Here is a 15,887-nt window from a genome sequence, read left to right on the forward strand (position 1 = left end):
TGCGCATCACTGTTTCCGCTAGCAGGTACGCGACCGCCTGATCGCAACCCTATCTATCTTTTCGAAATATCGATGTGAGCAAGCGCTGTTCCGCCGCGCCGGTCACTGCGCACCGAGTTCTCATCAATCAGCATTCAGCGCTTAGCGAAAAGTGCGGTGCAAGCAGCAAATTGCTGCTTGCAAATCACCACCAACCATTCAAATTACTTTCAATCGATCCAGGACTTTCCCGAAGCCTGGACAGACTGATTTGCATCGCAACATGGCATCAAAGCCCCACCGCATAAGCGTTCCAGCCCGGACGTGCGGTGTCGGTCGGCACTTGACCCGCCTTCACATTTCCTTGACGCGCAGCCCCGCGCCTGCTGTACTAAATCAACCAAAGTGATTTAGGCGCTTTTCTTCTGGCGACATCGCATCGAAGCGTCATCGCCAAACGCCGAGCCCGCAGCTTTGCACTTTCAACCCATCTGCAGTCCCCAACGTCGTTGCCAATAACCGGAGGAGCGTCTCATGAATCTGACTTCCCGCAGGCGTCCTGTCGCCAGGACAATCGTGTCGATGTGCGCCGCGGCCGCGGCGGTGTGGTGCGCGAGCGCCAGTCAGGCCGCCGACCAGCCCGTCATCGGCCTGATCACGAAGACCGATACGAACCCGTTCTTCGTCAAGATGCGCCAGGGCGCCGATGCGGCCGCGTCGAAAGACGGCGCGAAACTGATCACGGCCGCCGGCAAGTTCGACGGCGACAACGCGAGCCAGGTCACCGCGATCGAAAACATGATGACGGCCGGCGCGAAAGCGATCCTGATCACGCCGAGCGACACCAAGGCGATCGTGCCGAGCATCAAGAAGGCGCGCGCGGCCGGCGTGATGGTCGTCGCGCTCGATACGCCGACCGATCCGCAGGACGCGACCGACGCCCTCTTCGCCACCGACAACTTCAAGGCCGGCGTGCTGATCGGCAAATACGCGAAGGCCGCGTTGAACGGCAAGCCCGCCAAGATCGCCACGCTCGATCTCGCGCCGGGCGTGTCGGTCGGCGTGCTGCGTCACAACGGCTTCCTCGAAGGCTTCGGCGTGAAGGAAGGCGATGCGTCGATCGTCTGCAGCCAGGACACGCGCGGCGATCAGGCGAAGGGCCAGACGGCGATGGAAAACTGCCTGCAGAAAGCACCCGATATCAACGTCGTCTACACGATCAACGAGCCGGCCGCCGCTGGCGCGTATCGCGCGCTGAAGGCTGCGGGCAAGGACAAGGCCGTGATGATCGTGTCGATCGACGGCGGTTGCGAAGGCGTGCGCAACGTGAAGGCCGGCGCGATCGCGGCGACCTCGCAGCAGTATCCGCTGAAGATGGCCGCACTCGGCGTCAACGCCGGCGTCGAATACGCGAAGACCGGCAAGAAGGTCTCCGGCTATCAGGACACCGGCGTCACGCTGATCACCGACAAGCCGATGTCCGGCATCGATAGCAAGGACACGAAGTTCGGCCTCGACAACTGCTGGGGCAACAAGTAACGCGCATCGAACAGCGGCCCGTTGCGCGTCGTAGCGGGCCGCCATCTGATTTGCCGCGTGACCTTCCCGTCACGCTCATGTACCGAGGACTGCCATCATGTCGACTCCCTCCGCGCCCGCCGGCCGCCCGCGCACGTCTTTCACCGAGCACCTGCCGTCGCTTTCCGAAATCGGACCACTGATCGCGCTGGTGCTGGCCTGCGGATTCTTTATCTCGCAGAGCAACCGCTTTCTATCGTTCCAGAATCTGTCGCTGATCCTGCAACAGACGATGGTCGTCGCGGTCATTGCAATCGGCCAGACACTGATCGTGCTGACCGGTGGCATCGATCTGTCTTGCGGCATGGTGATGGCCTTCGGCTCGATCATCATGACCAAGTTCGCGGTGGTGCTCGGCGTGCCTCCGGGTCTCGCGATTCTGTGCGGCATCGGCGCGAGCACCTTGTTCGGCTTGCTGAACGGTCTGCTGATCACGCGTATCAAGCTACCCGCATTCATCGTCACGCTCGGCACGTTGAACATCGCATTTGCACTCACGCAGATCTACTCGAACGCGGAAAGCGTGTCGAACCTGCCCGACGCGATCATGTTCTTCGGCAGCACGTTCAGCGTCGGACCTGCTGAAGTCACCTACGGCACCGTGCTGACGCTGCTGATGTATCTGGGCACGTGGTTCGTGCTGCGCGACACGGTTCCCGGCCGCCATCTGTACGCACTCGGCAACAACGCCGAAGCCGCGCGGCTGATGGGCCTCTCGTCGCAGAAGATTCTGCTGACCGTGTACACGCTCGCTGGCGCGATCTATGGCATCGCCGCGCTGCTGTCGGTGGCCCGCACCGGCGTTGGCGATCCGCAAGCGGGGCAGACCGAGAACCTCGACAGCATCACCGCGGTCGTGCTCGGCGGCACGAGTCTGTTTGGCGGACGCGGGTCGATCGTCGGCACCTTGCTTGGCGCGCTGATCGTCGGCGTATTCCGCAACGGTCTGACGCTGATCGGCGTTTCTTCGGTCTACCAGGTATTGATCACCGGCATGCTCGTGATTCTCGCGGTCGCCGCCGATAAACTCTCGCACCGCGGCCGTTGAGCCCGCACAGGAGCCCTGTCATGTCGACGACGATTTCCCCCTCCACTTCCGCTTCTACCGCCATGCCGGTGCTGCAGGCGCGCGGACTCATCAAACGTTATGGCAACGTGACCGCACTGGACGGTTGCGATTTCGAAGTGCTGCCCGGCGAAATCCTCGCGGTGATCGGCGACAACGGCGCGGGCAAATCGTCGCTGATCAAGGCGCTCTCCGGCGCGACCGTGCCCGACGAAGGCGAGATTCTGCTCGACGGCAAGCCCGTCAAGTTCCGCAGTCCGCTCGATGCGCGCGCCCAAGGCATCGAGACCGTGTACCAGGAACTCGCGGTCGCGCCAGCGATGAGCATCGCCGAAAATCTGTTCCTTGCCCGCGAATTGCTGAAGCCCGGCTGGCGTGGCTCGCTGTTCAAGATGATCGACAAGCGCCGCATGCTGGAAGAAGCGACCGCGCATATGAAGGATCTGCAGATCGGCATCCGCTCGATGCGCCAGGCGGTCGAGACGCTCTCCGGCGGCCAGCGTCAGGGCGTCGCCGTGGCACGCAGCGCGGCATTCGCGCGCCACGTGGTGATTCTGGACGAACCGACCGCCGCGCTCGGCGTGAAGGAAGGCAATATGGTGCTCGAGTTGATCCGGCGCGTGCGTGATCGCGGCCTGCCGGTCATTCTGATCAGCCACAATATGCCCCACGTGTTCGAGATCGCTGACCGCATCCATATTCAGCGGCTCGGCCGGCGCGCGGCGCTCGTCAATACGAAGGACGTGCACATGTCGGAAGCCGTCGCGATCATGACCGGCGCGAAGGAAGCCGACGTGAAAGCGATCGCATGACACGCCGCTCAATCAGCTGAGTCACGAGGCCGATAAACAACGATGGACACCTCCAGCACCAGCCCTCGCTCGCCCATCAAGCGCACGGTCGGCTCGAATCAGGTCGGCATGCGGCAATTCAACGAGCGCATCGTGCTGCAAACGATCCGCCTGCACGGCCCGCTGCCGAAGGCCGAGGTCGGCCGTCTCACGCGTCTGTCGATGCAGACCGTGTCGATGATCGTCGACCGGCTCATCGCCGACGGCCTGCTCGAAAAGCAGGCGCGCGTGCGCGGCCGGATCGGCCAACCGTCGGTGCCGATCGCGTTGTGCGCGGACGGCGCGTATACGATCGGCATCAAGGTCGGCCGCCGCAGTCTCGATGTGCTCGCGATGGATTTCGCCGGGCGTATCGTGTGCCGCGACGTGTTCGACTACGCGTATCCCGATCCGCACACGCTGTTCCCCGCGCTCGAAAGCAAGCTCGCGCGCGTGAACCAGACGCTCGGCGCGAAGGCAGGCAAAGTGGTCGGCGTGGGTGTCGCGGCGCCGCTATGGCTCGGCGGCTGGCGCGATTTTCTCGGCGCGCCGCCCGACGCGCTCGACGCATGGAACGACATCGATCTGCGCGCGCGCATCGCGACGATGACCGGCCTGCCCGTCGAGTTCGCGAAGGACACCACGGCCGCGTGCGCGGCCGAGCTCGTGATGGGCCAGGGCCGCGGCATCCACAACTTCCTGTATCTGTTCGTCGGCACCTTCATCGGCGGCGGTCTCGTGATCGACGGCCGTCTGCATGGGGGTCCGCACGACAACGCGGGCGCAGTCGGTTCGATCCCGCTGCGCGAAGGCAGCGCGCGCAAACCCGCGCGGCAGTTGTTGCACGCGGCATCGGGCTTCGTGCTGGAAAAGCTGTTCAGCGACGCCGGCGCGCCGGCCGCCGCGGCGCACGATCATCGCGCGCTGTCGCCCGAGTTGTGGCGGCATACCGAGCAATGGCTCGACAGCGCGTGCCCAGCGATCGCGAACGCACTGACGAATGCGGCCGCGTTGCTCGATCTCGAAGCCGTGGTGATCGATGGCGAGTTGGACCGGATGTTGCTGCGCGAGATCATTCGTCGCACCGAGCGCGTGCTCGATCGTTTCGAATGGGAAGGCATGGTGCGACCGCAACTGCTCGAAGGCGCGATCGGCGCCGACGCCCGCGCGATGGGCGGGGCGATTCTGCCGCTGTATGCGCACTTCGCGCCGGTTCACGAGCTGTTCCTGAAGCCGGCGGAGGCGGGTTATGACGAACGGTGAGCGTGCTGTTGGCGAGCCTTCAAATCAATCGATTCACTTCGCGGCGACCTTCGTCGCCGCGGACGTCGATTGCTCCGGCGCTTCCACGGTTTTCTCGACCGGCTTGTCGAGCAGCGGCTGCAACGCCGGCGCCATCGACTTCAGCAATTGCACCGCCAGCGCGCTCGTGAAGTCGTAACGCGCGGCGTACGGTTCATGCACGAACGCGGTCAGCGTGCCGTAGAAGCGGTCGCCGAGCGCGAACACAAAGGTCGCGCTGCGATTCACCTTGCGTGACTCGATGAGCCGCGCGCCTTTCGCGTACACGTTCAAGCGCTGATCGCCGGTGCCGGTCTTGCCGTAGACGGTCAGCGTTTCGCCGTTCGGGAACGTCATGCCTTGCGCGAGGCGCCGTGCGGTGCCACCCGTCACGACGTCGCGCAACAGCATCTTCACCTCAGCGGCGATTTCCGGCGACACCTGCTGCTGCGGCGCGACCACCGCACGCTTGAAATGCGTTTCGTACGGTGTATCTTTCGCGAAGTCGATCTGCGTGAGGGTTTCGGTCGGCACCTTGTTGCCGTCGTTCGCGATCACGCCGATCAGTTGAGCGAGCGCTGCCGGACGATCACCCGACGCGCCGATCGCCGCCGCATACGACGGCGTAAGCGACGCAAACGGATAGCCGAGCGCCTGCCACGATTTGCCGATCGCGTCGTACGCGCGCAGTTCGACCATGCGTTTGATGCGGTGATCCTGAGTCACGTGATAGCGCGTCTTGAAGAGCCACGAGTAGGTGGACAGGCGCACGTCCTGACTTGCTGTTTCGATCTGTTCGAGCGTCGCGTCGGGATGCGAGCGCAGATAGTTCAGCGTCCACAGTTCGAGCGGATGCACGCTCGAGATGTAGCCACGATCGTTCAGGTTGAAGCGGCTGATGCCGTACTTGTCGTACAGATTCGCGAGGTCCTCGTCGTCAAGCATCGTATTGGCCGGCGTGTTCTTCAGCGCCGCGTACATCATCTTGTTGAACCACGCGTTCGATTCGTCCGGCGCGACGCTGCGCAGCGCGGTCGCCACTTTCGGCGGGGTCTTGCGCACGCCGAGCAGCAACAGCGTGATCTGCTGATCGGCTGTCTTGCCGTGGTACTTCGTGTAGAAACGCTTCATGTACACGCGGCTTTCCTGATCGGCGAAACGCGTCAGGTACATCTTGCGGGTCGCCGGATCGCCGAGCCATTGCGACGACGGCCCGGTGGTCTGCACCATTTCATAGTGCACGATGTCGCGCATCAGCCGCACGAACACCAGGTTCACCGAATGCTGGAACGCGCGATGCACGGTCAGGATGCGGCTGTTGTCGTCGGCTTCGAAGTTCGTGAAGGTCTGCGCGCCGCCGCCCGTAAAGAAGGTCTCTCCCGGGCTCGCCGAGTATTTGCGCTCGATGGCGGCATCGAGCATCGGCTGCAGCGAATGATCGCGCGTGTGCAGCAGATAATCGATCGCCCAGCGCGTCAGCTGGTCGTTCGGATCGGGCGTGATCGCCTTCAGCTCGGTGTTGCTCAAGTCTGCGTAGCGGGTATGCAGGTCGGTGACGATCTGCAGATAGGTAACGACGGTGCGCAGCTTCGCGGTCGAGCCGAGATTCAGGCGCGCGCCCGAATTGATGTCGAACGGCTGGTTCACGCTATCGGTCTGCACGCGCACGAGGTTCGCGTCGCCGTGGCGCTCGAACAGCGTGAAGCTGTAGGCGATATGCGATGGATCGTCCGAGCCGCGCAGCATTTCGAAACCGACGAGTCCCGCGGCCTTCGCGCCGTCCTTGGTCGCGGCGGCGGCGAGCCGCTCGGCCACCGCCTGTTGCACGTCGTTGTTCAGCGTGCCGGTCGCCTGCACGTCGAGGCGGTCCAGCTCATAGAAGCTGCGCACGCCGAGTGCGGTCAGCAGATGCGAGCGCATCGACGTGACGGCCTTGCGCGACACGAATGAACCGAGGTCCGGTGTGCTGCGCGGCGCACGATGCAGTTCGACGTGCGCGGCAAGCGCCGCGTCGCGCAACTGCGGCGAGATCACGCCACCGCTCGAGAGCAGCCGCGTATAGCTGTCGGTCAGCCGTTCGAGCTCGGGAAAGCCGCGCTGCAGGAAAAACGACGGCGCGCGCTGCGCGATCATCAGCGACAACACTTCGCGAAACGCGACGCCCTGCTCGGCAAGATTCTCGTCGGTCGACGCTGCCTTCAGCAGGCGGTTCGTTTCGCGGAAATCGCGCCCATACCAGGCGGCGAGACCATCGCCGATACCGTTGATTTCGCCCACGCCCGGCTGCGCGGCGAGCGGCACCGAGTTCAGATAATGGACCACGATCTGTTCGCGCGCGGGCAGCGTCTGCGGTCCATTCAGATACGCGCGCACCGACGCGGACGCGATTTGCCGAAGTTTTTCCGGCGGCGTCGCGGTACGGCCGCCCGCCGAGTGACGGAATTTCTCGATCTGCGTCGCGAGCGTGCTGCCGCCCGGCGTCTGCTGATGACGATTGAAAACGCGCGCCCCCTGATCGACGAGCGCGCGGCTGAAGCGCCCCCAGTCGATCGCCGGATTGCGGTTCGGCTGATTCGGATCGAGCAGATAGCGGTCTTCGATGAACAGCAGCGAATTCACGATGAGCGGCGGAATCGCGTCGAAGCTGTCGTACACGCGGCCTGGAAACTGCGCGCTGTAGAGCGGCGTGCCGGTGCCATCGAACAGTTGCAGCCCCGCCGTGTCCTTTTCGTCGTAAGGCAGGAACAGGCCGTTATCGGCGAGCGACAGCATGCGTTCCGAATCGCGCGCCTGCGAGCTGATTTCGAAGCCCTGTTGCAACAGACGCTGCTGGATGGCAGGCAACAGCGCGTAGCCGAGCCGCGCGTCGTACGGCCCCTTGTCGGCTTGCGGGAAGCGGATGGAATGGCTGGGACCGTCGGCGACGGAAAAACCGACGTCGCGGGTCAGCTCGGAAAGATAGCGCGCCTGCAGCCGCGAAGTCTCGATCTCGATCTGCACGAGGCGCGCGAGCAGCGCCACGGCGATCAGCAAAAACGCGGCCAGCCCCCATTTGAGCCAACGCCAACTCCGGACCGGTACGGTGCTGGTCGTGCGAAGCGGAAACCGAAGCGGTGGCCGATTCATGGCTGCTCTCCCCGAGCGATGGCCAGGGTGTGGAGCCTGGCTCAGTTCATCAAATTAGTGTAGCTCGGAACGGGAGAGCGTCATCGGTCCAGATCGATACGACAGTGTCGCGGCTACAACACCCGCCGGCGGCGGATGACAAAACGCGAACTCGCGTGAGATATTGAACGTCTTTTCAATGCCTGCAAAACCGCCGCTTCGGGCGGTTTTTGCCGTTTGTGGCGGGCGTTGCCGAAAATCAGGCGCTTTTTTCCGGTGCTTTTACCTGTCGCGGCGAAGATCGCGTCTGCGTCTGCCCTTGCTGGGTTTGCCCGCGCAACAGCGCGATAAACTTTTCAGCCGGCGGCGACAGCACACCGCCCTTGCGCGTCACGATGCCGAAGGTCTGCGATGGCGATTTGAGCCTGACCGGCACCATACGCAACATCTTGTGCCGTACGTAGGGCCCCGCGATCGCGCTCGGCAGCAGCGAAACGAGTTCGTCGCTGCTTTGCAGCAGTGCAACCGTCACGAACGTGGAAGCTGTCGAAATCGGATTGTCGGGCATGTCGAGGCCGGCAAGATCCATCTCGCGTTCGAGCAGCGCGTGCAGCGGCATGTGTGACGGATACATGACCCAGCGATGTCCGGACAGATCGCGCAAGGTCATCTCGCGGCGCGGCAACGGCGCATGCCGGTAACCGACCACCACGACCAACGGCTCGTCGCCGAGCGGACGGTATTGATACTTCGACGGATCGGCCGCGACCGCCGCGCGGCCCACCACCAGATCGAGCCGGCCATCGTCGAGCTGCGCGAGCATCCGCGCGCTCGTATCCTCGACCACTTCGATCGACAGACCCGGCTGCGCCGCATGCAACTGATTCAGCGCGGGCACCACGCAGTCGGGAATCGCGCCCATGATCGCGCCGACCGCGAGCCGGCCGCCGCGCCCCGAACGGATTTCGGCGACGTCCTGGCAAAGCGCGGTCAGGTCCGTCGTCACGACGCGCGCATAACGGATCACGCAATGGCCGAGCTGGTTCGGGATCATGCCGCTTTTCGAGCGCTCGAAAAGCGGCGCATCGAGCATCGATTCGAGCTCCTGCAATGCCTTGCTCGCCGCCGATTGCGTCATCGACATCACGCCGGCGGCCTTGTGCAGCGACTTGTGATCGTCGAGCGCGATCAGCAGATGCAACTGCTTCATGCGCAGCTTCGACAGCAGGACGTTGAGCGTGTCTTTCATCGGGTCGGGTGAGTCGCAAAAGCGATCACGATATGGAAACAATTCAATATACCTGCGGGGCCTCACGCCGTATAGTCGTGGCAGGAGACATTCATCGAGTTGCGCCGCTCATCCGTGAGCTCAAGCGCAATCCTTCCATCCCAGCACGGACCCCATCGCCATGAGCCACCCGTCACCCGCCAACGCCCTGCGCGGCGTCTTCCCCGTCGTGCCGACGATTTTCGACGACGCCGGCCGCCTCGATCTCGAAGGCCAGAAGCGCTGCCTCGATTTCATGATCGACGCGGGCTCGAACGGTCTGTGCATTCTCGCGAACTTCTCCGAGCAGTTCGCGCTATCCGACGACGAGCGCAACACCCTGATGCATCTCGCGCTCGAACACGTCGCGGGCCGCGTGCCGGTGATCGTCACGACCACGCACTTCAGCTCGTACCAGTGCGCGGAGCGCAGCCGCGCCGCGCAGGCCGCGGGCGCCGCGATGGTGATGGTCATGCCGCCGTATCACGGCGCGACGATCCGCATCGGCGAGCGTGGCATCCACGAGTTTTATCGTACGGTGTCCGATGCAATCCAGATTCCGATCATGATCCAGGACGCGCCGGTCAGCGGCACGCCGTTGTCCGCGCCGTTCCTCGCCCGCATGGCACGCGAGATCGACAACGTGTCGTACTTCAAGATCGAAACGCCGCAGGCCGCCAACAAGCTGCGCGAACTGATCGAGCTCGGCGGCGAGGCGATCGTCGGTCCATGGGACGGCGAGGAAGCGATCACGCTGATGGCCGATCTCGATGCGGGCGCGACCGGCTCGATGACGGGCGGCGGTTATGCCGATGGCATCCGCCTCATCATCGATGCTTACGCGGCCGGTGATACCGAGGCCGCCGCCGCGCACTATCAGCAGTGGCTGCCGCTGATCAACTACGAGAATCGCCAGGGCGGCCTCGCATCGTGCAAGGCGCTGATGAAGGAAGGGGGCGTGATCCGCTCGGACGCGGTGCGTCATCCGCTGCCGCAGATGCATCCGGCGACGCGCGAAGGGCTGTTGAAGATCGCACGCCGGCTCGATCCGCTCGTGTTGCGCTGGGGTCGATAACACACACTGAAACGCAGCGGGGCGCCTGGCGACGTGCGGACTCACCCGGGCTGGACGACGGCACACGATTGCCGCTAACCTAGGGTCTACTCAAAGACCCACGCCCCATGCAAAGTTTCTACGAAGCCACCGTCACCCGCTCCTCCGCCTACGCGCCGCTGACCGGCCGACGCAGCGCGCACGTCTGCATCATCGGCGGCGGGCTCGCGGGACTGTCCACCGCGTTGGGACTCGCCGAGCGCGGCGTCGAAGACGTCGTCGTGCTCGAAGCGCAGCAGGTCGGCTTCGGCGCATCCGGCCGCAACGGCGGCTTCGTTTTCGGCGGCTACAGCCTCGATTGCGCCGACCTGCTGAAGACGCTCGGCCCGACTCGCGCACGCGAACTCTATGCGCTGACCACCGACGCCGTCGAGCTGATGCGCAAGCGCATTGCGCGCTACCGGATCGATTGCGATGCGACCGACGCCGGCGTGATCCTCGCGAACTGGTTCGACGAACCCGCGCGCCTCGAAGCGCAACGGCGTCTGATGCGCGATTCGTTCGGCGTCGACTGGGAACCGATCGCGGCGGAGACACTCGCCGCGCAATTGAAGACAAACCGCTATCACGGCGGCCTGCTCGAGCGCAACGCGTTCCATTTCCATCCGCTCAAATACGTGGTCGGCGTCGCCGCGGCGGCCGCGCAAGCGGGCGTGACGATTCACGAACGCTCGTCGGTCGTGAGTTTGCGGCGCGACGGCGCGGGCTTCGTCGTCGAGACTGCGCAGGGTGCGCTCGACGCGCGCCACGTCGTAATGGCGGGCGGCGGCTATGCGCGCAACGTGTATGCGCGCGTCGAGCGTGCGGTGCTGCCGATCGCCACCTATGTGATGGCGACCGAGCCGCTCGGCGAACGCTTGCACGATGCAATCGCCACGCGCGCCGCGATCTACGACACCCGCTTCGCATTCGACTACTACCGCCCACTGCCCGATACGCGCATCTTGTGGGGCGGCCGCATCTCGGTGCGCGACCGCGAGCCCGAGGCGATCGCGCGTCTGTTGCGACAGGATCTGCTGAAGGTCTATCCGCAGTTGCGCGACGTGCGCATCGAGCACGCATGGGGCGGCCTGATGAGCTATGCGCGGCACAAGATGCCGCAGATCGGTCGTAGCGCGGACGGCGTCTGGTACGCAGTCGGTTTCGGCGGACACGGTATGGCGCCCACGACGGTGTCGGGCGAACTGCTGGCCGCGGCGATCTCCGGTGAACGGCCGGTGCCCGACGCGTTCGCGAGCTTCGGACTGACACGCACGTTCGGCGCGCTCGGTCTCGCGGCCGCGCAGCTCACCTACACCGCGATGCAAACACGCGACGCGCTCGCCTCGCGCCGCCGGCCCGCGCGCCCGGTCGCGTAAGCACTACGCAAGCCCCTCGAGAGTCCTGCGCCGATGCCGCAGACCCACGCCAGAGGCCCATTTCACCATGCTAGAATGCGCCGTCACTGCCGCTCGAAACCACAATGAAAAAGGGAAGCAAGGCCGCCGAGCCTGATACCAACGGCATCGTGTCCAGCGCACCGCACGCCGCCGCGCGGCATACCAACGCGCGCCGTACGGACACCCCTCGCAAATACGATCCCGAGCAGACGAAGCGCAACATCCTCGACGTCGCGACCCAGGAGTTCTCGGCGATGGGGCTGACCGGCGCACGCGTCGACGCGATCGCGGAACGCACGAACACCACCAAGCGCATGCTGTACTACTACTTCGGCAGCAAGGAAGGGTTGTACCAGGCGGTGCTCGAGAAAGTGTATGGAGACATTCGGGCGCTCGAACAGGATCTGCACATCAGCGAACTCGACCCGGTCGAAGGCATGCGCGCGCTGGTCGAATTCACGTTCGACTACCACGACCGGCAGCGCGACTTCGTGCGTCTCGTGACGATCGAGAACATTCACGGCGCCAAGTACGTCGAGCAGGTCAAGACGTTCAAAGGCCGCAATGTCACCGTGATTCATACGATCGAGGATCTCCTCGCGCGCGGCATCGCGGCCGGCCAGTTCCGCAGCGACATCGATCCGATCGATCTGCATCTGATGATCAGTTCGCTGTGCTTTCATCGCGTCGGCAACCGGCATACGTTCGGCACTGCGTTCGGGCGCGATCCGTCGCATCCGCGGCTGCGGGCGCGCCATCGGGCGATGATCGTCGATGCGATCCTGCGATTCGTGAAGAAGGACGTTTGAGGCCGGTTGCGTAGCGATCCGCTGAAATGAAAACGGGATGTGGTGAAAACCACATCCCGTTTTTTATCGCTTCGAAAAACGCAGCGCGTTCAGCGACTTATTGCCCCGGCAAACCGGTCACGGCAGTCGACGTGGCCGGCAACGTCGGTACGAGGTCCGCTCCCGCGGCGTTCTTGATCGTGCTGTTGGTGAAGGTCCAGTTGCCCGCGTTGGCGATCGAGCCGGCGCCCACCGAGGTGCCCGACGATTTGACCGCCGTGATGTTCACGTTGTTGAACGTGAAGTTGGTAAACCGGCCCTTCTCCGCTTCACCCGCGATCGTGTAGCCCGCCACGCTAAATACCGCGCTCTCGACGTGCTTCATCGTGATGTTCTCGAACTTGAAGTTGCGGAAGATCGGATAGCCGTCCGACGGGTTGGCGGGCATCACGAGAATCGACGGCCAGTACGGCGGTTCCACATACGTCGTGCCGAACGTGGTCGGCACCGTGCCGCCGGCCGGCCAGTTCTCGTTGCCTTGCATGAAGTAGTACGCGTCGTCGACGTTGATGTCGTGGATATAGACGTTTTCCATCGTGCCGCCCCGCGTCGGTGCGGATTTGAACACGAACACACTGTAGACAGCCGGCCCCCCCGTCTTGTAGCCGACGTTGCTGTTGATCTGCCCGGTCAGCGGCGAAACCTGGATGTTCGACACCTCGATATTGTTCGCGCCGCCCGACGTTTCGCTGCCGATCGTAAACGCCGTCGCGCCGGCCCGCACCGTGGAGTTGCGGATCACGACGTTCGCGGTCGGCTTGTTCACGCGCAGCCCGTCGCCGTCACGGCCCGACTTGATGACGAAGCCATCGTCGTTCGCGACGATATCTGCGTTCTCGACCAGAATGTTCGTCGACGAGTCCATGTCGATGCCGTCGGTACTCGGCATGATGCCGGTCGTGGGCGTCGGGAAGTTGTAGACCTTGACGCCGTCGAGATGCAACTGGTCCGAATAGCACAGGTGGATGGTCCAGAACGGCGAGTTCTGCACCGTCACGTCCTTGATCGTGACGTTGGTCGACTCGTACGTTTCGATACCGCGCGGCCGCTGCTCGTCCCAGTTGAGCGCCCAGCCGACGTTCAGCGTCGAATGGAACGTCGTGCCATCGGCGTAGTAGTGCGACCACCACGATTGCCCGTTGCCGTCGATCACGCCCTTGCCGGTGATCGTCACATTGCTGGCGTTGCGCACGTTGATGATCGCGGATGCCCAGTTCATCTCGATGCCCTGCACGCGGGTCGGCACCTGCGGATACAGCGAAAGGCCATCAGGATAGAAACCGTTCGTCGCGCCGGACGCGATGGTGGTTTCGATGTTCCACCATGTTTGCGCCTGGATGGCCTTCAGCGTCACGCCTGCGTCGATCTGCAAGGTCGTATCCGATCCGACGAACAGTGCGCCGGTCATGAACGTGCCCTGCGGAAACACGACCGTCCCCTTCGCGGCGCTCGCGGCATTCAGTGCTTTCTGGATTGCCGCTGTGTCGTCGGTCGAACCGTCGCCTTTGGCGCCGAAGTCCGCGACGTTGAACGTCGTGTTGACGCTCGGTGAAGAGGCTGGCGTGGCCGGCGTCGCCGACGCGGGATTGGCCGCCGCGGCGTCGGAATTACTGCTCGACATCCCACCCCCGCCACAGCCCGCCAATGTCATGCATGCCAGTGCAATCGCCAACAATCCCGTCTTCATGTCCCCTCCAGTGGTTTCAAATTACGACCGAAATTTATGTTGTAGGCATTCTCTTCATTGGTGGGATGTCATACAAGATGGTTTACCCTTGTCTAACAGAGTAATAACGAGAAATTACGACTTCGACGTTTATTACTCAATGTTACGTCTCACATACTGAATAATTCTGTGAATTATCTGTGAATCGCGCAATGTAACTTCTACATTCTCCGAGCAATTCTTACTGCGTTTTTGAAATGTAATAAGACATCGTATAACTTGGGTGGTTCTATCTCTCCTGCAAACGCAAAAATCCCCGGTTGCCGCCGCACTGCGACGACAACCGGGGATTCGAAGGGAACTGCGACCGTCAGATCAAAAAACAGCTCAGCGGCAAGACTCAATCCACCAGCACGATCCGCTTGATATCGCCGACGATGAAGATGTACGACAGCGCGCCGATCAACGCGATCACACCGATGAACACCAGCGCGCCCACGAACGAACCGGTCGCCGCGACGATCAGGCCGACGACGAGCGGCGTCACGATACCCGCCAGGTTCGCGGCGAAGTTGAAGATGCCGCCGGTCACGCCGAGCAGACCCTCGGGCGCGATATCCGACACCAGCGTCCAGCCCAGCGCGGCCATGCCCTGCGCGAAGAACGCCACCGACAGGATCGCGATCACCACTACGTTGCTTTCGACATAGTTGGCGAGAATGATCGTCGACGCGAGCAGCAGGCCGGCGATGATCGGCAGCTTGCGCGCGATGTTCGGCGACTTGCCACGGCGCAGCAGCCAGTCGGAGAACACGCCGCCGAACATCACGCCGATCGACGCCGCGATGAACGGCATGATCGCGAAGGAGCCGATCTTCAGCCATGCCATATGACGCTCGGTGGCGAGATACGTCGGGAACCACGTGAGGAAGAACACCAGCGTCGAATTGCCCGCGAACTGGCCGAGGCAAATGCCGGTCAGCTGACGATGCTTGAGCAGCCGGCCAATGGTGCGCCATTCGAAGCCGCTCTTCTTCGCCGCAGGATCGGCCGCAGCCGCGGCATCCTTGTTGCGGTGCGTAAGACCGCCGCCCGCCTCGATATAGTCGAGCTCTTCCTGATTCGCCGACGGATGATCGCGCGGCTCGCGATACAGCAGCCACCACACCACGCCAAACGCGATACCGACGCCGCCGACCACGAGGAACAGCGAGCGCCAGCCGAACGCGCCCATCAGCATGAACAGGAACGGGCTGAAAAACGCGAGACCGATATATTCGCCGACCGTGTAGGTGCCGGTGGCCATCGCGCGTTCGCTTTGCGGGAACCATGTCGCGACCACGCGGCTATTGGTCGGAAAGCACGGCGCTTCCGAAACGCCCAGACCGAGACGGAACGCGAACAGGCCGCCGATGCCGGTCACGAGCCCTTGCGCGAGCGTGCACAGCGACCAGAACGTCATCGACAGGAAGTACGTGAGCTTGCTGCCGAAGCGGTCGAGAAACAGGCCGCCCGGAATCTGCGCAGCCACATAGCTCCACGAGAACACCGAAAACAGCAGGCCCATCAGCGCGGCGTTGATGCCGAGCTCCTTCGTCAACTGCGGCGCCGCGATGCCGAGCACGGTGCGGTCGAGATAGTTGATCATCGTGCCGACTGCGAGCAGCGCGAGAATCTGATAACGGGCTTTCGAACGGCGAGCGGTGCTCGCCGTCTTGCTCTGCGCGGACGAGCCCGCGGAACTGGATTGGAACGATTGCGGCATGTGGTCCTT

At 63.4% G+C, this 15,887-nt stretch carries 11 protein-coding genes; 7 read left to right on the forward strand and 4 right to left on the reverse strand.

What is annotated here, in order from left to right; all coding sequences use genetic code 11:
• Positions 1-513: 513 nt before the first annotated feature.
• The 4 genes from CI15_RS34510 to CI15_RS34525 all read left to right on the forward strand — a co-directional run bounded on the left by CI15_RS34510 (position 514) and on the right by CI15_RS34525 (position 4,716).
• Positions 514-1,518 (forward strand): sugar ABC transporter substrate-binding protein, encoded by a 1,005-nt coding sequence (locus CI15_RS34510; protein ID WP_062138095.1) that lies wholly within the window; start codon positions 514-516, stop codon positions 1,516-1,518.
• Between the two features lie 97 nt (positions 1,519-1,615).
• Positions 1,616-2,605 carry an ABC transporter permease gene (locus tag CI15_RS34515; RefSeq protein WP_062138097.1) on the forward strand — a complete coding sequence of 330 codons (990 nt, stop codon included), beginning with the start codon at positions 1,616-1,618 and terminating at the stop codon, positions 2,603-2,605.
• Between the two features lie 20 nt (positions 2,606-2,625).
• The gene (locus CI15_RS34520; protein WP_062138100.1) at positions 2,626-3,435 is read left to right on the forward strand and encodes an ATP-binding cassette domain-containing protein; all 810 of its coding nucleotides are present in this window, start codon (positions 2,626-2,628) and stop codon (positions 3,433-3,435) included.
• A gap of 42 nt (positions 3,436-3,477) precedes the next feature.
• The gene (locus CI15_RS34525; RefSeq protein ID WP_062138103.1) at positions 3,478-4,716 is read left to right on the forward strand and encodes an ROK family transcriptional regulator; all 1,239 of its coding nucleotides are present in this window, start codon (positions 3,478-3,480) and stop codon (positions 4,714-4,716) included.
• Between the two features lie 33 nt (positions 4,717-4,749).
• Here CI15_RS34525 and CI15_RS34530 read toward each other — a convergent pair whose 3' ends face one another.
• Positions 4,750-7,860, reverse strand: coding sequence for a transglycosylase domain-containing protein (locus CI15_RS34530; protein ID WP_062138105.1), 3,111 nt, complete (start codon positions 7,858-7,860; stop codon positions 4,750-4,752).
• A 238-nt stretch (positions 7,861-8,098) separates the two neighbouring features.
• A complete protein-coding gene (locus CI15_RS34535; protein WP_062138108.1) occupies positions 8,099-9,088 on the reverse strand; it encodes a LysR family transcriptional regulator in 990 nt (329 codons plus the stop codon).
• Between the two features lie 160 nt (positions 9,089-9,248).
• On the opposite strand from CI15_RS34535, the gene CI15_RS34540 reads away from it, so the two are divergent.
• From CI15_RS34540 to CI15_RS34550, 3 genes are all read left to right on the forward strand, one after another.
• Complete coding sequence (locus tag CI15_RS34540; protein ID WP_062138111.1) at positions 9,249-10,181, forward strand: dihydrodipicolinate synthase family protein; 933 nt, start codon at positions 9,249-9,251, stop codon at positions 10,179-10,181.
• A 107-nt stretch (positions 10,182-10,288) separates the two neighbouring features.
• Positions 10,289-11,578: an NAD(P)/FAD-dependent oxidoreductase gene (locus CI15_RS34545; RefSeq protein WP_062138113.1), complete on the forward strand. Its 1,290-nt coding sequence runs from the start codon at positions 10,289-10,291 to the stop codon at positions 11,576-11,578.
• A 104-nt stretch (positions 11,579-11,682) separates the two neighbouring features.
• Positions 11,683-12,408 (forward strand): TetR/AcrR family transcriptional regulator, encoded by a 726-nt coding sequence (locus tag CI15_RS34550; protein ID WP_062138116.1) that lies wholly within the window; start codon positions 11,683-11,685, stop codon positions 12,406-12,408.
• A 97-nt stretch (positions 12,409-12,505) separates the two neighbouring features.
• On the opposite strand, the gene CI15_RS34555 is transcribed toward CI15_RS34550, so the two are convergent.
• Together CI15_RS34555 and CI15_RS34560 are read right to left on the reverse strand one after the other, a co-directional pair.
• Positions 12,506-14,068 (reverse strand): glycoside hydrolase family 28 protein, encoded by a 1,563-nt coding sequence (locus tag CI15_RS34555; protein WP_062138119.1) that lies wholly within the window; start codon positions 14,066-14,068, stop codon positions 12,506-12,508.
• A 445-nt stretch (positions 14,069-14,513) separates the two neighbouring features.
• Entirely contained in the window at positions 14,514-15,878 is a 1,365-nt protein-coding gene (locus tag CI15_RS34560; RefSeq protein WP_062138122.1) for an MFS transporter, read from the reverse strand.
• Positions 15,879-15,887 lie beyond the last annotated feature (9 nt).

The organism is Paraburkholderia monticola (assembly GCF_001580545.1).
Classification (GTDB): domain Bacteria; phylum Pseudomonadota; class Gammaproteobacteria; order Burkholderiales; family Burkholderiaceae; genus Paraburkholderia; species Paraburkholderia monticola.